The following is a 24,029-nucleotide window of genomic DNA, read 5'->3' as shown; positions in this document are numbered from 1 at the left end:
TCCACCATGACGTCAGGCATCCTTCACCCGCACGGCGACCATCGTCAATGGTTCTGCATCAAACCTTTTGAGCCAGGACTACTTCGAGGACGCGCGCCACGCCGTCGTCGTCGTTGGCCGGACACTCCCGGTCGGCAGCGCGGCGCACCAGCTCGTGGCCGTTGGCCACGGCCCAGCCGATGCCCGCCCACTCGAGCATCGGCAGGTCGTTGGGCATGTCGCCGAAGGCCCACACCTGGTGGGCCTCGATGCCCAGCCCGGAGGCCCATCGCTCGAGCCCGGCGGCCTTGGTCACGCCGGGGGCGTTCACCTCAGCGAGCCCGTGGGCGCCGGAGAAGTGGAGGTGACCGCGGTCGCCGACCACCTGCTCGACCGCGGCGAGGAACTCCTCGAGCGGGAGGTGCGGCGCGAGCGCGAGCAGCTTGCCGACCGGCTCGGCCTCGAGCTCGCGCCACGACCCGTGCACGACCCGCTCGGCGCCGCGGTCGCGGTGCGGGTCGGGGTAGTCGTCGGCCACGAAGGGCCCGCTGGCCCACTCGGCCGCGAAGGTGACCGACGGGACGGCTCGACGCAGGTCGGCGACGATGTCGTCAACCCCACCGCGCTCGAAGCAGTGCGTCTCCAGGATCCGGCGCGTGGCCACCTCGTAGACGAACGCGCCGTTGCCGCAGATCGCGGTGCCGCGAGGGCCGACGACTCGCTCGAGATCGTGCAGCCAGCGTGGCGGACGGGCCGTCACGATGACCGTCTCGATGCCCGCGTCGGCGGCGGCCGACCACGCGGCCGCCGTCCGCGGCGAGACCGACCCGTCCGTGCGCAGGAGGGTGCCGTCGAGGTCGGACGCGACGAGCCGGGGCCGGTCGAGGTCGCCGAGCCTCGCCCCGGGCACCGGGCCCATCGGCGATCTCTCGTCAGACGAGGCGGGTCAGCCAGCCGCGGGAGTCCTCGACGCGGCCGTACTGGATGTCGAGCAGCTTGGCCCTGATCGCCTCGGCGTAGCGGTCGACGTGGCCCTCGCGGCGGTGGTCGACCGAGCCGCCGTTCCAGCGCAGCTCGCCGACGGGAGTGACGACGGCGGCGGTGCCGCACGCGAAGACCTCGACGATCTCGCCGCTCGCGGCGCCCTCCTTCCACTCCTCGATCGGGATGCGACGCTCCTCGGGCTCGAGGCCCTCTTCCTTGGCGATCTCGAGGATCGAGTTGCGGGTGACGCCCTCGAGGATCGACCCCGTCAGCTCGGGTGTGACGATGCGCCCGTCCTTGGTGACGAGGAAGAGGTTCATCCCGCCGAGCTCCTCGATGTAGGTGTGCGTCGAGGAGTCGAGGAAGACGGCCTGGTCGCACCCGTGCTCGATGCCCTCGAGCTGGCCGGCGAGCGAGCTCGCGTAGTTGCCACCGCACTTCGCGGCGCCCGTGCCGCCCTCGCCCGCGCGGGCGTAGTCGGTGGAGATCCAGAGGGTCACCGGCTTGAGGCCGCCGGAGAAGTAGGCGCCCGCCGGGGACGCGATGACGGAGTAGGTGACCTGCTGGGCAGGACGCACCCCGAGGAAGGCCTCGGAGGCGAACATGAACGGCCGCAGGTAGAGGCTCTTCTCCCCCGCGCCGCCCGCCGGCACCCACTCCTGGTCGACGGTGACGAGCTGGCGGAGCGACTCGATGAAGTCTGCCTCGGGCAGCACCGGCAGCGCCAGACGTCGCGCGGAGCGGGCGAAGCGCGCGGCGTTCGCCTCGGGACGGAAGGTCCAGATCGAGCCGTCGGCGTGACGGTAGGCCTTCATCCCCTCGAAGATCTCCTGCGCGTAGTGCAGGACGGCGGCCGCGGGGTCGAGCTGGAACGGGCCGTAGGGCTTGACCTTCGCGTCACCCCAACCACCGTCGGCCGTCCACGTCGCGACGACCATGTGGTCGGTGAAGGTCTTGCCGAAGCCGGGGTCGACGAGGATCTCGGCGATCCGCTCGGAAGGCGTGACGTCCTCTCGGCGCGTGACCTCGAACGTCAGGGCCTCAGCCTTCGCGGCATCGGTGGACATGGCACTACCTCCAGAGCGATCAGCGGTGATTCGACGTCAGGCTATCGCCCACATCGTGAGACGCAGAAGTAACCCCACCCGCCACAGCCGGGCGTATGCCGCCGCGCGGGCTATGCCGTCCGGGGGGGCGGTGCCGCCCGACGGGGTGTGCCGTCCGGCGGGCCCGGCAGGTCGGGTCGGAGTCGGTGGGATCAGAGTCGGGAGACCACGGCGTCGCCGACGGCAGCGGTGCTGCGCACGGCGTCACCCCGCTCGGCGAGGTCGGCCTCGACGGCGGCCTCGACCCGGGCGGCCTCGGCCTCGAGGCCGAGGTGGGCGAGCATCATGCCGACCGAGAGGATGGCCGCGGTCGGGTCTGCCTTGGACTGGCCGGCGATGTCGGGCGCCGAGCCGTGCACCGGCTCGAACATGCTCGGCGTCGTGCGGGCCGGGTTGATGTTGCCGGAGGCCGCGAGGCCGATGCCGCCGGCGATGGCCGCGGCGATGTCGGTGAGGATGTCACCGAAGAGGTTGTCGGTGACGATGACGTCGAAGCGGCCCGGGTCGGTCGCCATGAAGATCGTTGCGGCGTCGACGTGCTGGTAGGCGGTCTCGACGTCGGGGAACTCGGCGCCGACCTCCTCGACCGTGCGGCGCCAGAGGTGTCCGGCATACGTGAGCACGTTGTGCTTGTGCACGAGCGTGAGGTGCCGGCGCGGACGGGCCTGGGCCCGGGCGAAGGCGTCGCGGACGACGCGCTCGACGCCAAAGCGGGTGTTGACGCTGACCTCGGTCGCGATCTCGGCGGGGGTGCCGACCCGCAGCGCGCCGCCGTTGCCGGTGTAGGGGCCCTCGGTGCCCTCGCGCACGACGACGAAGTCGATGCCGTCGGGGGCGACGCGGGCCACGTCGAGTGGGCTGCTCACCCCGGGGTAGAGCTTCGCGGGACGCAGGTTGACGAAGTGGTCGAGCGCGAAGCGCAGCGGGAGCAGGACGCCCCGCTCGAGCACGCCGCTCGGCACGCTCGGGTCGCCGATGGCGCCGAGCAGGATCGCGTCGTGGCCACGGAGCTCGTCGAGAACCGACTCGGGCAGGGTCTCGCCCGTCGCGTGCCAGCGCCGGGCGCCGAGGTCGTAGTCGGTCGTCGCGAACTTCGGGCCGCCGGCGGTGGCGGCCTCGAGCACCTTGAGGCCCTCGGCCACGACCTCCGGACCGATGCCGTCTCCGCCGATGACAGCGATGGAGTAGGCGTCCCGAACCTGCGTCTGCGTCATGATTTCAGCCTAGATCCCGTCTTGTGATGTGGGATCGCCGTCTCATTTTCCGAGCCGGCGACACGGTGGAGCGGTCTCGCTCCGGGGAATGCACGAGCCCCCGCCGTGGTGGCGGGGGCTCGTCGGCGAGGTCAGTCCTCGGTGTGGCCCTGGTCGCGCAGGTCCATGGACTCCTGCAGCGCCTGGCGGGCGGCCATGGCATCGTCGCTCATGGTCATCACTCCTTCGTGGTGTCGGTTGGGTCTCGGGTGGCTCGAGCCCCTGTCGGGGCGAACCGGTCAGCCGGGCAACGCGGGATCTCCGCGGCGAGGTGGCTGACTACCCGGACTCGCCGCGGCTGGCAATGAGTACGAGCCGCCGCGTCATGTCTTCGACGGTACGCCTCGGTAACTACCGGTAAAGGGGGTTTCCACCACGTGAGACGCGGTGTCCGACATGTGTCCAGCCGGTTCGACGACGGATTCCGAAGGGGCCGGCGGAGGGCGTCCCCGATCCCGTGCTCAGTTGTGCACATCACGTCGCTCGAAGCCCAGGACGGCGACGACGACGAGCACGACGACCGTGACGAACGCCACGACGACCGCCGGCCACGACACGCCGGTACGCAGGGGGTCGTGCGCGGCGTACTGGTAGAAGGGCGAGTACTTCTGCAGCGGCTCGAGCCACGAGACCATCCCGCCGAGCCCGTTGACGATGTAGGTGACGACGGCGAGCACTGCGGGGATGCCCTTGCTCAGCCCCGGCGAACCCGTGGCGCACCCGATCGCGAGTGCCACCCCGCCGAAGACGAGCCCGAGCAGGGCGAGGTGGAGCATGGCGGCGGCGACATCCGCGGTCGGCAGCGACATGTCGGCGAAGCGGCCCTCGACGACGAGGGCGAGACCCAGCAGCGCCGAGAGGCCCACGGTCCCGATGACCATCGCCAGTGTCTTCTCGAGGACGAGGCGCCGGCGGCTGACCGGCGCGGTGACGAGCAGGTCGAGGGTGCGACGGCTCTCCTCACCGGCAACCGCAGCGGAACCCGCCGTGACGGCATAGAGGATGACGAGGATCGGCGCCATGAACGAGAGGAGCTCGATCTGGAGGTAACCGACCGGTGTCGACATGTCGGCCCCTGAGGTGGCGAAGAGGTTGCGGAACGCCTCCGGCATCTGGTCGATGAAGTCGCTCATCGCCGGCTGGTCACGCATGCTCGGCCAGATCGCGACGTACATCGCGACGAGCAGCACGATCGCGACGCCCCACCCGGCGAAGGCCCTGCCCTGGTCTCTCAGCGTCTTCGTCGTGATGTCACGCAGCATCGGTCTCACCCGCTCCGTAGTAGGCGAGGAAGGTCTCCTCGAGCTCGGCCTCGGCGCAGGCGAAGTCGACGACGGGATGCGCGCTCACCACCTTGAGGACGGCGTCGAGCGAGGACTGCGGCGCGCTGCACCGCAGGCTGGACCCGTCGACGGTCACGTCGCGCAGGTCAGGCACCGGGTCGAGGATGCCCGCGGGCACCGCCTCGGCGAACTGCACCTCGACGTGGTGGAGCGACTTCGCCCGCAGGTCGTCCAGCCGCTCCACGGCCACGAGGCGCCCTGCCCTCAGCACCCCGATGCGGCTGGCCACGCGCTGCACCTCGCCGAGCACGTGTGAGCTCAGCAGGACCGCCCCTCCCCCGGCCGCATGGTCGAGGATGAGCCCCTGGACGGTTCGCTGGACCATGGGGTCGAGCCCACCGGTGGGCTCGTCGAGCACGAGCAGCTCGGGCTCGGTCATGAGCGCGAGGACGAGAGCGACCTTCTGCCGGTTGCCGCGCGACAGCTCGCGCGCCGGCCGGCGCAGGTCGAGGTCGAGCTGCTCGGCGAGCTGGTCGACACGAGCCGGCCGGGTGCCCCCGCGCAGCGCCGCGAGGTAGTCGACGTGGTCGTAGCCCGTGAGCCGGTCGTAGAGCACGAGCTCACCCGGCACGTAGCCCACGCGTGCGTGGATCGGCACCGCATCGCGCCAGGCATCCATGCCGAGCACGCTGACGCTGCCCGTGGTCGGTCTGATGAGCCCCATGATGAGCCGCAGCGTCGTCGTCTTGCCGGCGCCGTTGGGCCCGAGGTAGCCGAACACCTCACCGGGCTGCACCTCGAGGGTGAGGTCGCGAAGCGCGACGGTGGCACCGAACGCCTTGGTCAGCCCCTCGGCTGTGATGACAGATCCCATGCCTTCAGCGTCGACCGGCCGACCACGCGGTGACAGGGCCGTTCGTCCCCCTCCCGGCCGGGCGCCCGGCTCGCCACCGCCCCGGTATGCCGCTGGGCCGGCACCCGTGGTCGGGTGCCGGCCCAGCGGCATACGGCAGAGGAGCTCGCGGCTCGGGGTAGGTCACTCCCTCGGGGCGGGCGGTCGGGGTCAGGCCCGGAGGTCGACGACGGAGAACGAGGTCGCGGCGATGGCCTCACTGAGCGAGGCGGTGAGGGCCGGCGGCACGGCGCTGTCGACGTTGAGCACGCCGATCGCGTGGTCGCCCTGGCGGGATACCTGCATGCCGCCGATGTTGATGCCGGCGTCGCCGAGGATGCGCCCGACGTTGCCGATGACGCCAGGGCGGTCGGAGTACTCGAAGACGAGCATGTGGTCCGAGAGCGGCACCTCGAGGTCGTAGCCGTTGATGCCGACGAGCTTCTCGACCATCTTCGGGCCGGTGAGCGTGCCGGAGACCGAGACGACCGTGCCGTCGGCGAGCGTGCCGCGCAGCGTCGTGACGTTGCGGAAGTCGCCCGAGTCGGGGTCGGTCACGAGGCGCACCACGACGCCGCGCTGCTCGGCGAGCACCGGCGCGTTGACGTAGGTGACGGAGTCCTCGACGACATCGGTGAACAGGCCCTTGAGCGCGACGAGCTTCCACACGCTGACGTCGTGGGCGGTGATCTCGCCGCGCACGTCGACGTCGAGCTGCGCGGGCACGGCACCGGCGATGGCCGTGAACATGCGGCCGAGCTTCTCCACGAGGGCGATGCCGGGACGCACCTCCTCGGCGATGAACCCGCTGCTGACGTTGACGGCGTCGGGCACGAGCTCGCCGCCAAGGGCGAGGCGCACCGACTTGGCGACGGCGATGCCGGCCTTCTCCTGGGCCTCGTCCGTCGAGGCCCCGAGGTGCGGCGTCACGACGACCGACTCGTGCTCGAAGAGCGGAGACTCGGTGGTCGGCTCGGTCGCGAAGACGTCGATGCCGGCGCCGGCGACCCGGCCCTCGGCGATGGCGCGGGCCAGCGCGGCCTCGTCGACGATGCCGCCGCGGGCGGCGTTGACGATGCGCACCGACGGCTTGACCTTGGAGAGGGCCTCCTCGCCGATGAGGCCGAGGGTCTCCGGCGTCTTGGGCAGGTGCACCGTGATGAAGTCGGACTGCACGAGCAGGTCGTCGAGGCTGACGAGCTGGGCGCCGAGCTGGCCGGCCTTGGCCGGCGAGGCGTAGGGGTCGTAGGCGACGATCTTCATGCCGAAGCCCTTGAGTCGCTCCGCGACGAGCGCGCCGATGCGGCCGAGGCCGACGACGCCGACGGTCTTGTCGAGCAGCTCGACGCCGGAGTACTTGCTCCGCTTCCACGCGCCGCCCTTGAGGGCCTGGTTGGCGGGGGCGATGTTGCGGGCCGTCGCGAGGAGCAGGCCCACGGCGAGCTCGGCGGCGGAGGTGATGTTGGAGGTCGGGGCGTTGACGACCATGACGCCGGCCTGCGTGGCCGACTGCACGTCGACGTTGTCGAGACCGACCCCGGCGCGGGCGATGACCTTGAGGTTCTTGGCCGCGGCGATCGCCTCGGCGTCCATCTTGGTGGCCGAGCGGATGAGCACCGCGTCGACGTCGGCGAGCGCGGGGAGGAGCTCCTCGCGGTTGGCTCCATCGGCCGAGCGGACCTCGAAGTCGGGTCCGAGCGCCTCGATCGTGGCGGGCGACAGCTCTTCGGCGATGAGGACAACGGGCTTGCTCACAGGGGGATCCCTTCCGGACGGGTGCGGGGCCCGCACGCTGGTCCGGGCGCGGGCCGTCGGAGGCACCGCGATGTGCCCCGGCGAGTCTAGGCGCTTCCGACGGCGATATCACGACGTGTAACCACCATGTGAACAGCGCCACGCCGCCCGGTCGCGATATCAGCACGTGGACCCGCCATCCCGTATGCCGGAACGCCGGGCCTCGCGCGGCGGCGCCATACCGCTCCTTGCGAGCCCTCGCAGCACTACCGTGAGGCCATGAGAGTCGTCGTCACGGGTGCGGCCGGAGATCTGGGTGCGCGAGTGGTCCGAGAGCTGACGAGCCGTGGGCACGAGGCGGTGCCGGCGAGCCGGCGGACGGGTGTCGACCTCGTCTCCGGCGACGGGCTCGAGGCGGTGCTGGCCGGCGCGGAGTCGGTCGTGCACTGCGCCGACGACCCGTCTCGCGGCGACTGGGTGACCGTCTACGGCACGCGTCGTCTCGCCGATGCGGCCGCCGCCCACGGCGTGCACCTCGTCCACATCTCGATCGTCGGCATCGACGACCACCCCCTCGCCTACTACCGGCGCAAGCTGCGGGCCGAGCAGGGCATCGCCGCAGCGGGTGGGTCCGCATCGGTCCTGCGCGCCACGCAGTTCCACTCCCTCGCAGCGTCTTTCGCGCAGCGCCTGTCCTTCGGACCGGTCACCGTGACCATCGGGGACCTTGCCTTCCAGGCCGTCGACACGGACTTCGTGGCCGAGCGGCTCGCGGACCTCGCCCTGGGGCCGCGCCCGGCGGCATACGCCCGGGCGACCGACGTGGCCGGGCCCGAGGTGCTGACGCTCCCCCAGGTCGCGACCCTGCTCCGCGCGCAGCGCGGCGCCTCGGCTCCCCGGGTCGTGCGGGCACCGGCCCTGGGTCGCGCCATGCGCGCCTTCGCCGAGCAGCGCAACGTGCCCGCCCCCGGCACGGCCCAGACCGGTGGCCGGACGTTCGCCGAGTGGCTCGCCACCCGCCCGGAGCACTGACCAGGGCACCGACGACGGAGGCCGGCCGCCCCACGAACGGGCGGCCGGCCTCAGGGCCGAGCTGGTCGACCTCGGCAGGCGTCAGCGAGCGGCTGAACCCTCGATGTAGTCGCTGTCGGTCTGCTTGACCCAGGCCATGAGCCCGCGCAGCTCGCGACCGGTCGCCTCGATCGGGTGCTGAGCACCCTTCTCGCGCAGGGCCTTGAACTCCGGTGCGCCGGCGTCCTGGTCGTCGATGAAGCGCTTGGCGAACGTGCCGTTCTGGATGTCGGCGAGGACGGCCTTCATGTTCTCCTTGACGTGCGGGTCGATGACGCGCGGCCCGGAGACGTAGTCGCCGTACTCGGCCGTGTCGGAGACCGACCAGCGCTGCTTGGCGATGCCGCCCTCGATCATGAGGTCGACGATGAGCTTGAGCTCGTGGAGGCACTCGAAGTAGGCGACCTCGGGCTGGTAGCCCGCCTCGACGAGCGTCTCGAAGCCGTACATCACGAGTTGGCTGGCGCCACCACAGAGCACGGCCTGCTCGCCGAAGAGGTCGGTCTCGGTCTCCTCGGTGAAGGTCGTCTTGATGCCGCCCGCACGCAGGCCGCCGATCGCCTTGCCGTAGGACTTCGCGAGCTCCCAGGCGGTGCCGGAGGCGTCCTGCTCGACGGCGAGGAGCACGGGCACCCCACGGCCGTCGACGAACTCACGGCGCACGATGTGCCCGGGGCCCTTGGGGGCGACCATGAGCACGTCGGCGTCGGCCTCGGGCTTGATGTAGCCGAACCGGATGTTGAAGCCGTGCCCGAAGAGCAGGGCGGCGCCATCCTTGAGGTTGGGCTGGATGTGCTCGGCGTAGACGCCGCGCTGCACCTGGTCGGGCGTGAGAATGACGACGAGGTCGGCCTCCTTGACCGCGTCGGCGACGGTCAGGACGGTCAGGCCCTCGGCCTCGGCCTTCGCCTTGCTCTTGCTGCCCTCGGCGAGGCCGATGCGCACGTCGACCCCCGAGTCACGCAGGTTGAGCGCGTGGGCGTGGCCCTGGCTGCCGTAGCCGATGACGGCGACCTTGCGCCCCTGGATGATCGACAGGTCGGCGTCGTCGTCGTAGAACATCTCGGCCATCGTGGCCTTCTCCTTCGGTTGGGGATCTGCGGCGGTGTGCCGCTGGGCTGAGCGGGACGGTGAGGCTGGTGGGGCGGGCGTCGCTGGGGCTGAGGTCGGGTGAGGTCGGCACGAACCGGGCTGGTGCCGGTCAGGCGCTGCGCAGACTCCGGTCGGTGATCGACCGGGGTCCGCGACCCACGGCCACCATGCCCGACTGGACGAGCTCCTTGATGCCGAACGGCTCGAGCACGTCGAGCAGCGCGCGCAGCTTGTCGGAGTTCCCGGTGGCCTCGATCGTCATGGCGTCGGTCGACACGTCGACGACCTTGGCCTTGAAGAGCTGGATCGTGTCGATGACCTGGCTGCGGGTGCCGGCGTCGGCACGCACCTTGACGAGCATGATCTCGCGCTGCACCGAGGCGTTCGGCTCGAGCTCGACGACCTTGAGCACCTCGATGAGCTTGTTGAGCTGCTTCGTCACCTGCTCGAGCGCGGCTCCCTCGACCTCGACGACGACCGTGATGCGCGAGATCTCGGGGATCTCGGTCTGGCCGACCGCGAGCGAGTCGATGTTGAAGCCGCGTCGCGAGAAGAGGGCCGCGACCCGGGTGAGGACGCCGGGCTTGTCCTCGACGAGCACCGACAGGGTGTGCTTGCTCATGCCTCAGTCCTCCCGCTCCCAGACCGGCGCGGCGTGGCGCGCGGCCTGGATCTTGTCGTTGCTGACGCCGGCCGGCACCATCGGCCACACCATCGCGTCGCGGTGGACGATGAAGTCGATGACGACGGGGCGGTCGTTGGTCTCGAGCGCCAGCTTGATGACCTCGTCGACCTCCTCCGGTGTCTCCGCTCGCAAGCCGAGCGCCCCGTAGGCGTCGGCGAGCTTGACGAAGTCGGGCACGCGCTGCTCGAGCGGCTGGAGATTGGTGTTGGAGTAGCGCTCGTTGTAGAAGAGCGTCTGCCACTGGCGCACCATGCCGAGCGAGCTGTTGTTGATGATGGCGACCTTGATCGGGATGTTGTTGATGACGCAGGTCGCGAGCTCCTGGTTGGTCATCTGGAAGCAGCCGTCGCCGTCGATCGCCCACACGGTGCGCTCCGGCTCGGCAACCTTCGCTCCCATGGCCGCCGGCACCGAGTAGCCCATCGTGCCAAGGCCGCCCGAGTTGATCCAGGCGTTGGGACGCTCGTACTGCACGAACTGCGCGGCCCACATCTGGTGCTGGCCGACGCCCGCGACATACGTCGCCTCCGGACCCGAGAGGGCGCCGATGCGCTCGATGACGTACTGCGGCGAGAGGGTGCCGTCGTCGCTGTCGGTGTAGCCGAGCGGGAAGGTCGCCTTCCACTCGGCGACCTGCTCGCGCCACGACCCGAAGTCCCACGTCTGGTCGTCGTCGGAGGCGGTCGCCCGGTCGAGGGTGATCTGGGTGATGAGGTCGTTGATGACCTCGCCCACGTCACCGACGATCGGCACGTCGGCGGTGCGGTTCTTGCTGATCTCGGCCGGGTCGATGTCGGCGTGGATGACCTTGGCGCCCGGCGCGAAGGTCGAGAGCTGGCCGGTCACGCGGTCGTCGAAGCGGGCGCCCAGCGCGATGATGAGGTCGGAGCGCTGCAGCCCCGTCACCGCCGCGACCGTGCCGTGCATGCCGGGCATGCCGAGGTTGAGCTCGTGGCTGTCGGGCACCGTGCCACGGGCCATGAGGGTCGTGACGACGGGGATGCCGGTGAGGTCGACGAGGGTGCGCAGCTGCTCGCTGGCGCGAGCGCGCACGATGCCGCCACCGACGTAGAGGATCGGCCGCTTCGCCTCGGACATGAGGCGGCTCGCCTCACGGATCTGCTTGCCGTGCGGCCGGGTCACCGGCCGGTAGCCCGGCAGGTCGATCGGCGGCGGCCAGCTGAAGGTCGTCGTCGCCTGGAGGGCGTCCTTGCTGATGTCGACGAGGACGGGGCCTGGGCGGCCGGTGCTCGCGACGTGGAAGGCCTCGGCGATCGCCTGCGGGATCTTCGCCGCGTCGGTCACGAGGTAGTTGTGCTTCGTGATCGGCATCGTGATGCCGCGGATGTCGGCCTCCTGGAAGGCGTCGGTGCCGATCGAGCCGCTCGAGACCTGCCCGGTGATCGCGACGATCGGCACGGAGTCCATGTGGGCGTCGGCGATCGGCGTGACGAGGTTGGTCGCACCCGGCCCCGAGGTCGCCATGCACACACCCACGCGACCGGTCGCGGCGGCATACCCCTCGGCGGCGTGGCCGGCGCCCTGCTCGTGGCGCACGAGGATGTGGCGGACCTTCGTCGAGTCGAGCAGCGGGTCGTAGGCGGGCAGGATCGCGCCGCCGGGGATGCCGAAGACGGTGTCGGCACCGATCGCCTCGAGCGAGAGGACGAGCGACTGCGCCCCGGTGACCTCTACGCCCGGGACCACCTCGTGGCCGGGGGTGTGGGCCGCGCCCGTCTGGCCACCGGGGGCCGTCGGGGTCGGACGCTGACGGGCCAGGGAGGCCACGTCAGCCGGCGAGGGCGCCTGCTTCGTCGTGTCGCTCACGATCTCATCCTTGTCTCGAGCACATCGTCGTGTTGCCGTGGTGGGCCGACTCGACCCACAAAAAAACCCTTCTGTCCCGCAGGGACGGAAGGGAGCGCGCTGACCGGTCGAGCTGGTCGCGCGCTATGGAAGTACGAGGAGTCGGGCCACCTGACAACCGTCCTACGCCGCCTCGGTGGTGTCAATCGGCCCACGAGTCCGTCTCAGCATGTGGGTCCGTGATCTCACCCACTGTCACGGGGGCACCCTCCCGATGCCGCCGCACCCCCCTTCCGGGGAATTCGGTTGTCGGCGCCGCGCCCCGATCGGGACACTCGGCGCCATGACGACCGCACTGGCGCCCGTGCCCCTGACGCTGCCCGCGTCGACCGACCTGGCGACCCGGCCGCTGCGCCCCGACGACGCGGCCGCCGTCGCAGCTCTCATCGGTGCCTGCGAGGTGCACGACGTCGGCGAGGAGCTCATCGAGGAGGCCGACATCGTCGGCGACTGGCAGCGGCCGGCGTTCGACCTCCCCACGCAGTCGGTCGGGGTGTTCGACGGGGAGCGCCTCGTCGCGTACGCCGAGGTCTACAAGGCCCGCTGGGGCGACGCGGCCGTCCACCCGGCCTACCGCGGGCGTGGCATCGGGACGGCGCTGGCGCAGTGGTCGCAGGCCGTGACGGCCCGCGACGGCGGCGCGCTCGTGGGCCAGCCGGTGCCGGGCGACTCCCCGAGCGAACGGCTCCTGACCGCGCTCGGCTACCGGGCGCTCTGGACCTCGTGGGTGCTCGAACTGCCCGCTGGCGCGGTCATCGCGCCCCAGCCCCTCCCGCAGGGGTATGCCGTCCGGCCCGCCTCCGGTGACGCCGACCACCGCGCGGCCTGGGTCGTCAACGAGGACGCCTTCCTCGAGTGGTCGGAGCGGGAGCGTGCCACCTTCGAGGAGTGGGCGGCGAACGTCGTCAACCGGCCCGGCTACGACGACTGGCAGCTGCGCCTCGCCGTCGACCCCGCCGGCGAGGTCGTCGGGATGGCCTTCGTCATCGTGTCGAACCGCTGCGCCTACGTCGACAAGCTGGCGGTGCGGAGGGACGAGCGCGGACGCGGGCTGGCGAGGGCGCTGCTCGTCGACGCCTTCGAGGCCGGGCGGGCGCACGGCGGCGACCGGTCCGAGCTGTCGACCGACTCACGCACGGGTGCGCTGGGGCTCTACGAGAAGGTCGGCATGGAGGTGACGTCGGTGTGGCGCCACCTCGCCATCGACGTGTCTGCGCCCGCCTGACGGGAGAGGTCAGCTCGGCACCGCGGTGGCCGGGATGACGGGGTTGGCGGCCGACGCGGCGAGGTCACCGGGGGCGAGGCCGGGTAGCCACGAGGCCAGGTCGTTGGCCTGAGCTGGGTTGGCCGGCTCGAGGACGGAGAGACCGTCCGCGAACCAGATCACCGTCATGACCTCGCGCATCTGCGTCGAGGTGTTGCTGAGGGCCTTGTGCACTGTCCAGCCCGAGTGGAAGGACGCGTCGCCGGCCCGCATCGCGACCGGCTCGTCGACGACGAGACCGCGCTCGGGCAGCAGCCGGTCGAAGTGCTCCTCGGAGGCGTCCGAGATGCCGATGTCGCTGAGCGGCCCGTCGACGTGGCTCCCACTGGCGAAGGCGAGGCCGCCGTGGGCAGGCGTGATGTCGACGAGCGGCATCCACATCGTGAGGCATCGCGAGCCGTCGAGCGGCCAGTACATCGCGTCCTGGTGCCACGGGGTGTAGCCGCCGCCCGGCTCCTTGAAGAGCGCCTGGTCGTGGTAGACCCGGACGCGCGGCACTCCGAGCAGCTGCGCCGCGACGCCCGCGAAGCGTGATGCCATGACGAAGCGGGCCACGGCCTCGTCGTGCCGCCACAGGTTCATCACCTGGAGGAAGGCCATCCCGTAGCTGTCGCGCGCCTCCAACGGCCGCGTCTCGGTGCGGAGTCGCTCGACGGCCGCCGCCACCGGCACGCGGTAGGCCGCTGCCTCATCTCGCGTCGCCACCTGGGACAGGCGGACGTGGCCGTTCGTGCGGTAGGCCGCGACGTCGTCGTCGCTGACGGGGTACGCCGTGGTGAGGTCAGGAAGCAGGTCGGTGGGCATGGATGGCTCGTCCTTCGTGGATCGTGAACGACCCGTGTGGTCGTCGCAGGCCTCAGCAGACCAGCCGCAGGATGACGAGACCCGGAACGCCGTGGGTGGAGGGGAACGATCTGGTTGGATCGCCCCATGGACGATGACCGGCGGTCGGGCGTCCCCTCGCGACGGGCCCCTGCGGGACGGCTCGGTGAGGTGCTCGTGGCCGGCCACATCGCGGGGGGCAGCGGCCTGGCGGTGGGGGCGGTGCGGCGGCACCCGACGTGGGGCCTGACGTTCGTCACGGCCGGCACCGGCCGCTACCGGGACGCGACACGCGACGAGGCCGTCCGGCCCGGCACGCTCGTCGTCGTGCACCCCGGCCACCCCCACTGGTACGGCGCCGACCGCGGCGGCTGGGACGAGGTCTTCGTCGTCTTCGACGGCGTCGCCTTCGAGCTGGCCCGGCACCGTGGCGCCCTCTCGGTCGACCGGCCGCTCGTGCACGACCTCCCCGTCGCGCGGTGGCACCACCGGTTCGCCGCCTTCGGCAGGCGGAGCCGCCCGAGCACGCCTGAGGCTCGCGATGCAGAAGCCGTCGACCTCCTCGCGGCCCTCCTCGAGGCGACGGCCGCCGTGGCACGCTCGAGTCGAGGCGGCGACCGGCTCGGCTGGCTCGAACGCTCCCTCCACCTCCTGGAGCACGACCTCGGCGAGTCCCTGGACCTGCGCGCCGTGGCTGCCGAGGTCGACATGCCCTACGAGACGTGGCGACGGCGGTTCCGCGCGCAGACCGGCACGAGCCCCTACGCGCACCGGGCCGCACGGCGGCTCGACGCCGCCACCGACCTGCTTGTCCACACCGGCCTCGGCGTCCGCGACATCGCGGCGGCCACCGGCTTCAGCGACGAGCGCCACCTCGTGCGCCGGTTCCGTGAGCGCACCGGCGTCACGCCACGCGCCTTCCGCAACCTCGACCGCTGACCTGAGCCGGACGGCATACGCCCTCGAGCTCCCGATCGGAGGTGATCGCGGCACCGACATGGGTGCCGTGATCACCTCCGATCGCAGGGGGTATGCCGACCGGTCAGCCGCAGACGGCGCCGCCGCTGGCGCTGCCGACGAGCTTGCGGTACTTCGCGAGGACGCCTCGGGTGTACTTCGGCTCGGGGTGCGTGACCCCCTCGGCGCGGCGGCGCTGCATCTCCTCCTCGTCGACCAGCAGGTCGAGGGAGCCGCTCGCGACGTCGAGACGGATCGCGTCGCCGTCGCGGACGAAGGCGATCGGCCCCTCGTCGACGGCCTCGGGTGCGACGTGCCCGACGCAGAGGCCGGTCGTGCCGCCGGAGAACCGGCCGTCGGTGAGCAGCAGCACGTCCTTGCCGAGGCCGGCGCCCTTGATCGCACCGGTGACGGCGAGCATCTCGCGCATGCCGGGACCGCCCTTGGGGCCTTCGTAGCGGATGACGACGACGTCGTTCTTCTGGAGCGACCCGTCCTCGACAGCGTCCATCGCGGCACGCTCGCCGTCGAAGACGCGGGCCGTGCCCTCGAAGACCGACTCGTCGAAGCCGGCTGACTTCACGACGGCACCCTCGGGAGCGAGCGAGCCGGTGAGGATCGTCAGGCCACCCGTCTTGTGGATCGGCCGGCCCATCTCGCGGATGACGCGGCCGTCGATGTGCGGCGGGTTGAGCTCCTCGAGGTTCTCGGCCATCGTCTTGCCGGTCACCGTCATGCAGTCCCCGTTGAGAAGGTCTGCCTCGAGGAGCGTCTTCATGACGACGGGGATGCCGCCGATGTGGTCGATGTCCTTCATGACGAACCTGCCGAAGGGCTTGACGTCGGCCAGGTGCGGCACCTTGGCGCCGATGCGGCGGAAGTCCTCGATGGTCAGGTCGACGTCCGCCTCGTGTGCGATCGCGAGCAGGTGCAGCACCGCGTTGGTCGAGCCGCCGAAAGCCATGACGACGGCGATGGCGTTCTCGAAGGCCGGCTTCGTCATGATGTCGCGCGCGGTGATGCCCCGGCGCAGCAGCTCGACGACGGCCTCGCCCGACTTGCGGGCGTACATGTCGCGACGGCGGTCGGTCGCGGGGGGCGCGGCCGAGCCGGGGATCGACATGCCGATGGCCTCGGCGACCGCGGCCATCGTGTTGGCGGTGTAGAAGCCACCGCAGGCGCCCTCGCCCGGGCAGATGGCGCGCTCGATGGCGTCGACGTCCTCGCGCGACATGAGTCCGGCGTTGCACGCACCGACGGCCTCGAAGGCGTCGATGATCGTGACCTCCTTCTCGGTGCCGTCGGAGAGCTTGGCGACCCCGGGGAGGATGGTGCCGGCATAGAGAAAGACGGAGGCGAGGTCGAGGCGCGCGGCGGCCATGAGCATGCCGGGCAGCGACTTGTCGCAGCCGGCGAGCAGCACTGAGCCGTCGAGGCGCTCGGCGCTCATGACGGTCTCGACCGAGTCCGCGATGATCTCGCGCGACACGAGCGAGAAGTGCATCCCCTCGTGGCCCATCGAGATGCCGTCGGACACCGAGATGGTGCCGAACTCGAGGGGGTAGCCGCCCCCGGCGTGCACGCCGTCCTTGACCGCCTTGGCGAGCCGGTCGAGCGAGAGGTTGCACGGGGTGATCTCGTTCCACGAGCTCGCGACGCCGATCTGCGGCTTGGCGAAGTCGTCGTCACCGAGCCCTACGGCCCTGAGCATCCCCCGCGCGGCGGTCTTCTCGAGACCGTCGGTGACATCGCGGCTGCGGGGCTTGATGTCAGGCGTCTGCGTCATGCCTGCAGCATAGGACCGTGTCCGCGTGGTGGACACGGCATCTCAGGGGCCGATCCGCTCGGCGTCCTTCCCCGGGCGTATGCCGTCAGCCGCGGGCGACGTGGAAGCGGTGGAGTGCGCAGGTCCCGGCGTCGAGGTCGGCCCAGTCACCGGCATACCTCATGACGGCGAGCCCGCTCGTCACGAAGCCCTGGGCGAGGGCCTCGTGCGCCTCGTGGCTGCCCTCGCCGTCGCAGAGCAGGCTCGTGAGCTCGGCGGCAGTCGGGTTGTGCCCGACGACGAGCACGGTCTCCATCTCACCCCCGTCCTCGCGGATGGTCTCGAGGACGCCCTCGGCACCTCCGGTGTAGACACTGCGCCGGAACTCCACGAACTCGGCCTGGGCCCCGCCGCTCCGGGCGTGCTCCCAGGTCTGGCGGGTGCGCACGGCGGTGGAGCAGATGACGAGGTCGGGCACGAGACCCTCCTCGCGCAACCAGCTGCCCGCCGCCGTGGCGTCGCGCCGACCGCGGGCGGCGAGCTCGCGGTCGTGGTCGGGCTTGGTGAGGCCCTCCTCGGCCTTGCTGTGCCGCATGAGGATGAGGGTCTTGTCTTTGGCCGCACTGCTCATACCTCCACAGCATGCTCTGCCGCGCGGGGCTTGTCAGCCCGAGGGCCTAGAGGCTGAGCTCGGGCTTGATGCGCTTCGGCGTCCACACCCGGAAGCGACGGGCCGCGATCGTCGAGACGGTGAGGGCCGCGACGAGGAAGCCCGCCAGGACGCCGAGGTCGAGCAGCACCGGGGCGAGGTCGGCGCCGTACATGAGTCGCCGCAGACCGTCGATCGCGTACGTCATCGGCACGACGTGGTGCACCGCCTGGAGGGGCGCAGGCAGGGTCTGCCACGGGAAGGTGCCACCTGCGCTGACGAGCTGCACGACCATGAAGACGAGGCCGAGGAACTTCCCCACGGCGCCGAGGCGGGCCGCGAGCGCGTGGAGGATCGCGACGAAGGTCAGCGAGACGAAGCCGACGAAGAGCACGACGAGCAGCGGGTGCGCGACGGGCAGATCGAGGGCGAGGGCGACGATGCCGAAGAGGACGACGCTCTGCACGAGGCCGATGGCGACGGGGGCCAGCCAGCCACCGAGGGCGGTGCGCACCGAGCGCTGGCTCGTGGCGAGCGCGCGGGTGGAGAGCGGACGCACGAGGAGGAAGAGCACGTAGGCGCCGATCCAGAGGGCGAGGCTGACGAAGAACGGGGCCAGGCCCGCACCATAGGTGCCGGCGGTCGCCAGGGAGTCGGGCTGCACGGTCACGGGGTCGCCGATGGTCTTGGCGACGGACGTGCGCTGGGCGTCAGTCGGGTTGGGCACGGCGTCGCGGCCCTTGGCGAGCTCGCTGTGCAGCTCGGCCTCGCCGGAGGCCAGCTTGTCGAGGCCGGCCTTCAGCTGCCCGATGCCGCTGGCGAGCGAGTCGCCACCGGTGGCCGCTGACGCCGCGCCGCGGCTCAGCTGACCGGCACCGGCATCGAGGGTGCGCAGGCCCGACTCGAGGGACGCCGAGCCGTCTCTCAGCCGGCGGGCGCCGTCGGCGGCGTCGCTGATGCCACCTGTCAGCGCGGGGGTCGCGTCGGCGAGGGCTCGGGCGCCGGTGGCCACCTGCCCGGCACCGGTCGCGAGACGGTCGAGGTCGGAGGAGGCCTGCTGCACCTTGCCGTCGGCCTGCACGACGAGGGAGTCGACCCGGTCGAGACGCGCCTGCACGAGAGCGATCTGGGTGTCGTCGAGACCGGCGGCCCGCAGCTGGGCGACGAGGGGGTCGCGTTCGGCGCCGACCTTGGCGCGCAGGTCGGTGGAGATGCCGGCCACCCGGTCACCGATGACGGCGATCCTCTTGTTGCCCGCGGCCACCTGCGCCGCGCCGTCGGCGAGCCGTTCGGTCTGGGCGGGCAGTGATGCCGTGCGCGACTGCAGGGTGCCCAGGCCGGAGGCGAGCGAGCTGGCACCCGTGTGCAGGCGGTCTGCACCGGAGACGGCCTGACCGAGGCCGTCGTCGAGCTTCGCGGCGCCGACGGAGAGCTGGTGGAGACCGGAGGCGAGCGACTGAGCGCCCTGCTGGGCCTTGGCCGCTCCGGAGTCGGCGTCCGCGAGCCCGGAGCGCAGCTTCTCGGCGCCGTCGACGGCCGCGCCGAGCTCGTCGTGGATGCGGGTGAAGCCCACGAGCAGCCGGTCGGCAGCGGTCTCACTGACCTGCGAGGCCACCGAGGCGCGCACCTCCTTGATGACCGTGTTGCCCATCATCGTCGTCATGTAGTTGTTGGCGTCGTTGGTCTCGAGGATGACCTCGGCCTTGCGGGGCGTGAAGTCGCCCGTCGCGGCGAGGTCGGCCGAGAAGCTCTCGGGGATGACGACGGCGAAGGAGTAGGTGCCGTCGTAGACGCCGGCCAGCGCCTCCGCACTCGACACGTGGTGCCACGCGAACGACTTCGAGTCGACGAGCTTGTCGGCGACGGACGACCCCGCATCGAGACGCTCGCCCCCGTCCAGGGTGGCTCCGCGGTCGTCGCTGGCGACGGCCGCGGGCACCTGCGACAGCGCGGCGTAGGGGTCGTGGTTCGCGTAGAGGTAGAGGCCGGCATACAGCGTCGGGATGAGCGCGAGTGCGATGACGCCGAGTCGCGCCATGCGCGAGGAGGTGAGCCGGCGCAGCTCGGAGGCCGCGAGACGGAAGGGGTTCATGCAAAGGCTCCAGAGGGGGTGAGCGACTGCAGCGCCGCCGCGGTGGCGGGCGAGCAGAGGACGATGACGGTGAGGCCGGAGTCGGCGACCTGACGGGCGGACTCGAACCACTCCCCGACGTCGCCGCCGTGGCGGTCCGGCCCGGCGAGCACGAGCACACGCACGCGCGGGTGCCACGAGCCCAGCTCGATGAGCAGGCGGGTGCGCAGTCCGGCAGGGAGGCTTTCCCACCGGCGCTGCCGCAGGCCGCTGAGGTCGCGGTCCGCGAGGTAGGTGTCGACGTCGGCGCGCGAGGAGGGTCGCTCGGCGAGGGCCAGCTCCTCAGCGACGACCGCGCGCAGCGCGAGCGTGTCCTCGGGCGCGGTGACGTCGGCGACGTCGACGAGGCGGGTGCGGACCTGGAGGTCGGCGCGGTCGGTCGAGCCGCCGACCGAGATCTCGCCCCCGGCGAGGGCGACGCGCCCACCGATGGCGAGCGCGAGGGCGACCTGGGGCAGGCCGGGGTCGCAGGGCACCACGGTGACGGCGCCCCCGGGCGCGGTGAAGGCCACGCCGTCCACGAAGGGCTCGTGAGTGCCTGCGACGGTGACCCCCGTCGCGAAGACCTCACGCTGGCTGCGGACCTGTGCCTGTCGGTTGTTCACGATACGAGTATGTATCCAATACACGTTCGTATGCAATACGACCGTGTATCGTATGCCGTATGCCGTCCCCTGCAGCCACCGCCGGCCCTCCCCGTGCCCGCGTCAGCGCTCGTCGTCAGGCCACCCGTGCCCGTGTCCTCGACGCGGCGAGCGAGGTCTTCGCCGAACGCGGCTTCCACGGCGCCACGGTCGAGGAGATCTGCGAGCGCGCTGGATTCACGCGCGGCGCCTTCTACTCGAACTTCTCGTCCAAGGACGACCTCGTCATCCACCTCTCGACGCGGCAGGTCGAGGGCATCGTCGAGCGCATCACTGCAGCGGCCCGCACCGAGGCCTCACCCGAGGCGGTGCTCGGCGCCGTCTTCGCCGCCCTCGCCGACGAGCCCGGCCGCCACGAGCGCTGGGTGCTGCTGACGACCGAGTTCACCCTCCACGCCATCCGCGACGCTGCCGCGAGGCGCGTCTGGGCCGCCCAGCAGCGGCGCATCCGCGAGGCGCTCGTCGCAGTGGTCGATGACGCGATCGCCTCTCGCGGGATCACCCTGCCGATGACGACCGAGCAGTTCGTGCGCGTGGCGATGGCGCTGACACAGGGGTCGATGACGCAGCGACTCATCGAGCCCGGCGCCCTCGAGCGCGGAGAGCTCGAGCAGGTCGTGCTGCCCGTGCTGCTCGGCGTGCGCCCCTCAGGCTGAGGCCCGTCGGCGGCCGGCGTCAGCCGCCGGAGACGGCGTTGATGATGTGCACCCGCGCCCCGGCCGGGACCGGCGTGCCGACCCCCGCACCCCGCGTCGCGTCCTCGCCGTTGACGAACACCTTGACGTGACGCCGGATCTGACCTCGCTCGTCGCGCACCTTGCCGTCGAGGACCCGGTGCTCGGCGAACGCGCGGTCGAGCAGCTGCGCCACGGTCTGCGAGTCGGACGGGGAGTCGACCTCGATCTCGGCCATGCCACCGACGAGGTCGCGCAGCATGCCCGGCAGGATGACGCGGACGGGAGCGGACGGCATACGGAATCCTTTGTCGCTCAGGCGATCTGGGCGGCCCGCACGACGAGCACGTCGGGCAGCTGGGTCGCGATGCGCTGGAAGGACTCCCCCTCGTCGGCGGACGCGAAGACGTCACCGTTGCGCGTGCCGATGTAGACGCCGACGGGGTCGAGGTCGTCGAGCCCTGCCGCGTCGCGCAGGACGCACGTGAAGCTCTGGCTCGGCAGGCCGTTGGACTGCTGGCGCCAGGTTGCGCCGCCGTCGTCGGAGCGCTGCACCTGCAGCTGGGCCCCCGGGGGGATGCGCTCGCCGTCGTCCATGACGGGGACGTTCCAGACCATGCCGGGCTTGCGCGGGTGGGCGAGGATCGTGAAGCCGAAGTCGGTGGGCAGCCCGTCGGCGATCGAGCTCCACGTCTCGCCGTTGTCGTCGGAGCGGTAGACGCCCTTGTGGTTCTGGGCGTAGAGCTCGCCGTCTGCCTCACTGCGGGCGACCTTGTGCACGCACTGGCCGAACTCGGGGTACTCGTTGTCGGGGAGGAAGTAGGCCCGGATGCCGGGGTTGCTCGCCTGCCAGCTCTGCCCGCCGTCGCCGCTGCGGTAGACACCGCCGGCGCTCATCGCGACGAGGAGGCTCTCGGGGTGGCCGGGCTCGGGGATGATCGTGTGCACTGCTCCCCCGCCGAAGCCGGGCTCCCAGGAGGGACGGTGCGGGTGGTCCCACAGACCGCGGACGAGCTCGTAGTGCTCGCCCCGGTCGGCGCTGCGGAAGAGGGCGTGCGGCTCGACGCCCGCCCACACGACGTCGGCGTCGTTGGGGTCGGGGGTCAGCTGCCAGACCCGTTCCAGCGCCGTGTCGGTGTCGGCCGGGAAGGCCAGCGCACGCTCGGCGCTCTCGGTCCACGTGCGACCGCCGTCGGTGCTCGCCTGCACGGTCGGGCCCCAGTGCCACGACTTGACGCCGGCGAGCACCGACGAGCGGCCCTCCCTGGTGTCGATCGCGACCGAGGCCACCTCGCTCATGAGGAAGTGGGGGCCTTCGAGTCTCCAGGTGCTGCGGTCGTCGCTGCGGGCGATCCAGAGCCCCTTGCGCGTGCCGATGGCAACGATGGTCTCGGTCATGTTCACAGTGTCCACTATGCACCGGTGCGCCGACAAGGGTCAGGCGCTGACGGGTTGGCAGGTGTCAGCCCGTGGCGACGACGTTGAGCGGCGGCTCACCGTCGCGCATGGCGACGACCTGCCGCCGGATGAGCTCCAGGGCCCGCGGCCGCATCGCCTCGGTCGCGCCGCCGACATGCGGGGTGATGAGCACACCCGGAGTCGACCACAGCGGGTGGTCCTCGGGCAGGGGCTCGGGATCCGTCACGTCGAGCGCGGCGCGAAGACGACCGGACGCGCACTCGGCGAGCAGGTCGCCGGTGTCGACCACCGGGCCGCGTGCGACGTTGACGACGAGCGCCCCGTCGGGCAGGCGGGCCAGCAGGGCGGCGTCGACGACTCCCCGTGTCGCGTCGGTCAGGGGGACGATGACCACGAGCACGTCGGCTTCCGCCGCGAGCTCGGGCAGCTCGTCGATGCCGTGGACCGTGTCGACGAGGTCGTCGCCCGGCCGGGCGCGAGAGGCGACCGCCGTCACCGACACCTCGAAGGGCAGGAACCGCCTCACGACGGCCCGGCCGATGTTGCCGTAGCCGAGCACGAGCACCCGCCGGTCGGCGAGAGCACGATGCAGCGTGAGCACGGGCCAGTGCGAGTCGCGTTGTGCCGCAACGAACTCCGGGATCTCCCTGATCGATGCGAGGGTGAGCGTGAGGGCGAGCTCCGCCGTGCTGGCGTCGTGCACCCCCGCCGCGTTGCAGAGCGCCACGCCCGGAGGCAGCCCGTCGACGAAGCCCTCGAACCCCGCACTCTGGATCTGCACGACCTCGAGCGCGTCGAGTCCGGAACGGATGTCCGACACCGTGAGCCGGGTCATGTAGGGCATGACCGCGAGGCGCACCTCACCGCCGCGCTCGAGCGGCCCCTCCATGTCCCACACGACGACATCGACGCCGTCGACGTCTGCCAGCGCGGCGGCATACTCCTCGTCCGGCACGCTCACGACCACGGGGGCTGCACTCATGGACCCAACCTAACCAGGCGCGGCGGCTAGGCTCGCGCGGTGGATGGCGCCAGGGAGAGCACGGTCAGGGGTCGCGTCGTGTCGGTCAACGTCGGGCACCGCGTGCCGCGGCGTCGCCCCGACGTGCCGCGCACGGCCATCGACAAGCGGCCCGTCGACCGCATCGAGGTGCGCGACCCCGGGCCCAAGCGCGGCGGCCTCGGCAGCGGGGCCGTGGGTGACGAGATCGGTGACCCCCGACACCACGGCGGCCGGCTGCAGGCCGTCTACGCGTACGCCTCGGAGGACCAGCGGTGGTGGTCCTCCGAGATCGGGCGGCCCATCACCGCAGGCGGGTTCGGTGAGAACCTCACGACCGAGGGTGTCGAGATGACGCACGCCCTCGTCGGCGAGCTGTGGACCATCGGCGACGTCGTGCTGCGCGTCGAGGTGCCGCGCATCCCCTGCGGCACGTTCGCCGAGCACATGGGCGAGCCTCGCTGGGTCCGCAGGTTCAGCGACGAGGGACGCACGGGCGCCTACCTCTCCGTCGTGGCGCCGGGGGTGATCGAGCCCGGCGCGTCGGTCGACGTCCAGCGACCCGAGCACGACGTCGACCTGCTGCTGCTCTTCCGCGCCTTCACCGGTGACCTCGACGCCGTGCGTCGCGTCGTCGACGCGCGGGTCATCGACGCCGAGGTCCAGGCCGATCTCGAGCACACCCTGGCACGCCGCGACGGGTGAGCGGCCGGCACGGGACGCGCGTAGGTCATGCCTGTGAGCCGCGCCGGGGGCCGG

At 71.6% G+C, this 24,029-nt stretch carries 23 protein-coding genes; 5 read left to right on the top strand and 18 right to left on the bottom strand.

Annotated elements, in window-relative coordinates; all coding sequences use genetic code 11:
* Positions 1–58: 58 nt before the first annotated feature.
* The 7 genes from FBY41_RS12485 to serA form a co-directional block, all read right to left on the bottom strand.
* Positions 59–898: an HAD family hydrolase gene (locus FBY41_RS12485; RefSeq protein ID WP_141844569.1), complete on the bottom strand. Its 840-nt coding sequence runs from the start codon at positions 896–898 to the stop codon at positions 59–61.
* A 13-nt stretch (positions 899–911) separates the two neighbouring features.
* Positions 912–2,030, bottom strand: a complete 1,119-nt coding sequence (locus FBY41_RS12480) for a branched-chain amino acid aminotransferase (RefSeq protein ID WP_141844568.1) — start codon at positions 2,028–2,030, stop codon at positions 912–914.
* A 191-nt stretch (positions 2,031–2,221) separates the two neighbouring features.
* A complete protein-coding gene (locus FBY41_RS12475; RefSeq protein ID WP_141844567.1) occupies positions 2,222–3,283 on the bottom strand; it encodes a 3-isopropylmalate dehydrogenase in 1,062 nt (353 codons plus the stop codon).
* 131 nt (positions 3,284–3,414) lie between these two features.
* A complete protein-coding gene (locus FBY41_RS12470) occupies positions 3,415–3,501 on the bottom strand; it encodes a 3-isopropylmalate dehydrogenase (protein ID WP_246069834.1) in 87 nt (28 codons plus the stop codon).
* A gap of 282 nt (positions 3,502–3,783) precedes the next feature.
* Positions 3,784–4,584 carry an ABC transporter permease subunit gene (locus FBY41_RS12465; protein ID WP_141844566.1) on the bottom strand — a complete coding sequence of 267 codons (801 nt, stop codon included), beginning with the start codon at positions 4,582–4,584 and terminating at the stop codon, positions 3,784–3,786.
* Positions 4,574–5,479 carry an ABC transporter ATP-binding protein gene (locus FBY41_RS12460; protein WP_141844565.1) on the bottom strand — a complete coding sequence of 302 codons (906 nt, stop codon included), beginning with the start codon at positions 5,477–5,479 and terminating at the stop codon, positions 4,574–4,576. Before FBY41_RS12460 ends, FBY41_RS12465 begins: the two co-directional genes overlap by 11 nt.
* 189 nt (positions 5,480–5,668) lie before the next feature.
* Entirely contained in the window at positions 5,669–7,252 is a 1,584-nt protein-coding gene (serA, locus tag FBY41_RS12455) for a phosphoglycerate dehydrogenase (RefSeq protein ID WP_141844564.1), read from the bottom strand.
* A gap of 258 nt (positions 7,253–7,510) precedes the next feature.
* Here serA and FBY41_RS12450 point away from each other — a divergent pair, with 258 nt between their 5' ends.
* The gene (locus tag FBY41_RS12450; protein ID WP_141844563.1) at positions 7,511–8,263 is read left to right on the top strand and encodes an SDR family oxidoreductase; all 753 of its coding nucleotides are present in this window, start codon (positions 7,511–7,513) and stop codon (positions 8,261–8,263) included.
* An 81-nt stretch (positions 8,264–8,344) separates the two neighbouring features.
* On the opposite strand, the gene ilvC is transcribed toward FBY41_RS12450, so the two are convergent.
* From ilvC to FBY41_RS12435, 3 genes are all read right to left on the bottom strand, one after another.
* Entirely contained in the window at positions 8,345–9,373 is a 1,029-nt protein-coding gene (gene ilvC, locus FBY41_RS12445; protein ID WP_141844562.1) for a ketol-acid reductoisomerase, read from the bottom strand.
* Positions 9,374–9,503: 130 nt separating this feature from the next.
* Complete coding sequence (gene ilvN / locus FBY41_RS12440) at positions 9,504–10,016, bottom strand: acetolactate synthase small subunit (protein WP_141819059.1); 513 nt, start codon at positions 10,014–10,016, stop codon at positions 9,504–9,506.
* A 3-nt stretch (positions 10,017–10,019) separates the two neighbouring features.
* Positions 10,020–11,906, bottom strand: a complete 1,887-nt coding sequence (locus FBY41_RS12435; RefSeq protein ID WP_141844561.1) for an acetolactate synthase large subunit — start codon at positions 11,904–11,906, stop codon at positions 10,020–10,022.
* 322 nt (positions 11,907–12,228) lie between these two features.
* Between FBY41_RS12435 and FBY41_RS12430 the strand changes: the two genes are divergently transcribed.
* A complete protein-coding gene (locus tag FBY41_RS12430) occupies positions 12,229–13,170 on the top strand; it encodes a GNAT family N-acetyltransferase (protein ID WP_141844560.1) in 942 nt (313 codons plus the stop codon).
* Between the two features lie 9 nt (positions 13,171–13,179).
* Here FBY41_RS12430 and FBY41_RS12425 read toward each other — a convergent pair whose 3' ends face one another.
* Entirely contained in the window at positions 13,180–14,013 is an 834-nt protein-coding gene (locus FBY41_RS12425; RefSeq protein WP_141844559.1) for a phytanoyl-CoA dioxygenase family protein, read from the bottom strand.
* Positions 14,014–14,139: 126 nt separating this feature from the next.
* Between FBY41_RS12425 and FBY41_RS12420 the strand changes: the two genes are divergently transcribed.
* Positions 14,140–14,970: a helix-turn-helix domain-containing protein gene (locus FBY41_RS12420; protein ID WP_141844558.1), complete on the top strand. Its 831-nt coding sequence runs from the start codon at positions 14,140–14,142 to the stop codon at positions 14,968–14,970.
* A 103-nt stretch (positions 14,971–15,073) separates the two neighbouring features.
* On the opposite strand, the gene ilvD is transcribed toward FBY41_RS12420, so the two are convergent.
* The 4 genes from ilvD to FBY41_RS12400 form a co-directional block, all read right to left on the bottom strand.
* The gene (gene ilvD / locus FBY41_RS12415) at positions 15,074–16,774 is read right to left on the bottom strand and encodes a dihydroxy-acid dehydratase (RefSeq protein WP_141844557.1); all 1,701 of its coding nucleotides are present in this window, start codon (positions 16,772–16,774) and stop codon (positions 15,074–15,076) included.
* A gap of 85 nt (positions 16,775–16,859) precedes the next feature.
* Positions 16,860–17,384: a SixA phosphatase family protein gene (locus tag FBY41_RS12410; RefSeq protein WP_141844556.1), complete on the bottom strand. Its 525-nt coding sequence runs from the start codon at positions 17,382–17,384 to the stop codon at positions 16,860–16,862.
* Positions 17,385–17,430: 46 nt separating this feature from the next.
* Entirely contained in the window at positions 17,431–19,494 is a 2,064-nt protein-coding gene (locus FBY41_RS12405; protein ID WP_141844555.1) for a YhgE/Pip domain-containing protein, read from the bottom strand.
* The gene (locus tag FBY41_RS12400; RefSeq protein WP_141844554.1) at positions 19,491–20,138 is read right to left on the bottom strand and encodes a hypothetical protein; all 648 of its coding nucleotides are present in this window, start codon (positions 20,136–20,138) and stop codon (positions 19,491–19,493) included. Before FBY41_RS12400 ends, FBY41_RS12405 begins: the two co-directional genes overlap by 4 nt.
* A gap of 59 nt (positions 20,139–20,197) precedes the next feature.
* Here FBY41_RS12400 and FBY41_RS12395 point away from each other — a divergent pair, with 59 nt between their 5' ends.
* Positions 20,198–20,833: a TetR/AcrR family transcriptional regulator gene (locus tag FBY41_RS12395; RefSeq protein WP_141844553.1), complete on the top strand. Its 636-nt coding sequence runs from the start codon at positions 20,198–20,200 to the stop codon at positions 20,831–20,833.
* Between the two features lie 19 nt (positions 20,834–20,852).
* Here FBY41_RS12395 and FBY41_RS12390 read toward each other — a convergent pair whose 3' ends face one another.
* The 3 genes from FBY41_RS12390 to FBY41_RS12380 all read right to left on the bottom strand — a co-directional run bounded on the left by FBY41_RS12390 (position 20,853) and on the right by FBY41_RS12380 (position 23,252).
* A complete protein-coding gene (locus FBY41_RS12390; protein WP_141844552.1) occupies positions 20,853–21,149 on the bottom strand; it encodes a MoaD/ThiS family protein in 297 nt (98 codons plus the stop codon).
* Positions 21,150–21,166: 17 nt separating this feature from the next.
* On the bottom strand, positions 21,167–22,249 hold the full coding sequence (locus tag FBY41_RS12385) for a WD40/YVTN/BNR-like repeat-containing protein (RefSeq protein WP_141844551.1): 1,083 nt from the start codon (positions 22,247–22,249) through the stop codon (positions 21,167–21,169).
* A 64-nt stretch (positions 22,250–22,313) separates the two neighbouring features.
* Positions 22,314–23,252 (bottom strand): 2-hydroxyacid dehydrogenase, encoded by a 939-nt coding sequence (locus FBY41_RS12380; protein WP_141844550.1) that lies wholly within the window; start codon positions 23,250–23,252, stop codon positions 22,314–22,316.
* 39 nt (positions 23,253–23,291) lie between these two features.
* On the opposite strand from FBY41_RS12380, the gene FBY41_RS12375 reads away from it, so the two are divergent.
* Complete coding sequence (locus FBY41_RS12375) at positions 23,292–23,975, top strand: MOSC domain-containing protein (protein WP_141844549.1); 684 nt, start codon at positions 23,292–23,294, stop codon at positions 23,973–23,975.
* The last annotated feature ends 54 nt before the right edge of the window (positions 23,976–24,029 follow it).

The organism is Humibacillus xanthopallidus, from assembly GCF_006716675.1.
GTDB lineage: Bacteria > Actinomycetota > Actinomycetes > Actinomycetales > Dermatophilaceae > Humibacillus > Humibacillus xanthopallidus_B.
This window is presented reverse-complemented; position numbering and strand designations above follow the sequence as displayed.

What these genes read in the sequence shown, in the direction of transcription:
- ilvD (WP_141844557.1), bottom strand. Translation starts at nt 16,774, where the DNA reads ATGACGCAGACGCCTGACATCAAGCCCCGCAGCCGCGATGTCACCGAC.
- FBY41_RS12390 (WP_141844552.1), bottom strand. Translation starts at nt 21,149, where the DNA reads ATGCCGTCCGCTCCCGTCCGCGTCATCCTGCCGGGCATGCTGCGCGAC.
- FBY41_RS12385 (WP_141844551.1), bottom strand. Translation starts at nt 22,249, where the DNA reads ATGACCGAGACCATCGTTGCCATCGGCACGCGCAAGGGGCTCTGGATC.
- FBY41_RS12460 (WP_141844565.1), bottom strand. Translation starts at nt 5,479, where the DNA reads ATGGGATCTGTCATCACAGCCGAGGGGCTGACCAAGGCGTTCGGTGCC.
- FBY41_RS12430 (WP_141844560.1), top strand. Translation starts at nt 12,229, where the DNA reads ATGACGACCGCACTGGCGCCCGTGCCCCTGACGCTGCCCGCGTCGACC.
- FBY41_RS12470 (WP_246069834.1), bottom strand. Translation starts at nt 3,501, where the DNA reads ATGACCATGAGCGACGATGCCATGGCCGCCCGCCAGGCGCTGCAGGAG.
- FBY41_RS12395 (WP_141844553.1), top strand. Translation starts at nt 20,198, where the DNA reads ATGCCGTCCCCTGCAGCCACCGCCGGCCCTCCCCGTGCCCGCGTCAGC.
- FBY41_RS12480 (WP_141844568.1), bottom strand. Translation starts at nt 2,030, where the DNA reads ATGTCCACCGATGCCGCGAAGGCTGAGGCCCTGACGTTCGAGGTCACG.
- FBY41_RS12450 (WP_141844563.1), top strand. Translation starts at nt 7,511, where the DNA reads ATGAGAGTCGTCGTCACGGGTGCGGCCGGAGATCTGGGTGCGCGAGTG.
- FBY41_RS12475 (WP_141844567.1), bottom strand. Translation starts at nt 3,283, where the DNA reads ATGACGCAGACGCAGGTTCGGGACGCCTACTCCATCGCTGTCATCGGC.
- FBY41_RS12425 (WP_141844559.1), bottom strand. Translation starts at nt 14,013, where the DNA reads ATGCCCACCGACCTGCTTCCTGACCTCACCACGGCGTACCCCGTCAGC.
- FBY41_RS12410 (WP_141844556.1), bottom strand. Translation starts at nt 17,384, where the DNA reads ATGAGCAGTGCGGCCAAAGACAAGACCCTCATCCTCATGCGGCACAGC.
- ilvC (WP_141844562.1), bottom strand. Translation starts at nt 9,373, where the DNA reads ATGGCCGAGATGTTCTACGACGACGACGCCGACCTGTCGATCATCCAG.
- FBY41_RS12380 (WP_141844550.1), bottom strand. Translation starts at nt 23,252, where the DNA reads ATGAGTGCAGCCCCCGTGGTCGTGAGCGTGCCGGACGAGGAGTATGCC.
- FBY41_RS12405 (WP_141844555.1), bottom strand. Translation starts at nt 19,494, where the DNA reads ATGAACCCCTTCCGTCTCGCGGCCTCCGAGCTGCGCCGGCTCACCTCC.
- ilvN (WP_141819059.1), bottom strand. Translation starts at nt 10,016, where the DNA reads ATGAGCAAGCACACCCTGTCGGTGCTCGTCGAGGACAAGCCCGGCGTC.
- FBY41_RS12465 (WP_141844566.1), bottom strand. Translation starts at nt 4,584, where the DNA reads ATGCTGCGTGACATCACGACGAAGACGCTGAGAGACCAGGGCAGGGCC.
- FBY41_RS12420 (WP_141844558.1), top strand. Translation starts at nt 14,140, where the DNA reads ATGGACGATGACCGGCGGTCGGGCGTCCCCTCGCGACGGGCCCCTGCG.
- FBY41_RS12485 (WP_141844569.1), bottom strand. Translation starts at nt 898, where the DNA reads ATGGGCCCGGTGCCCGGGGCGAGGCTCGGCGACCTCGACCGGCCCCGG.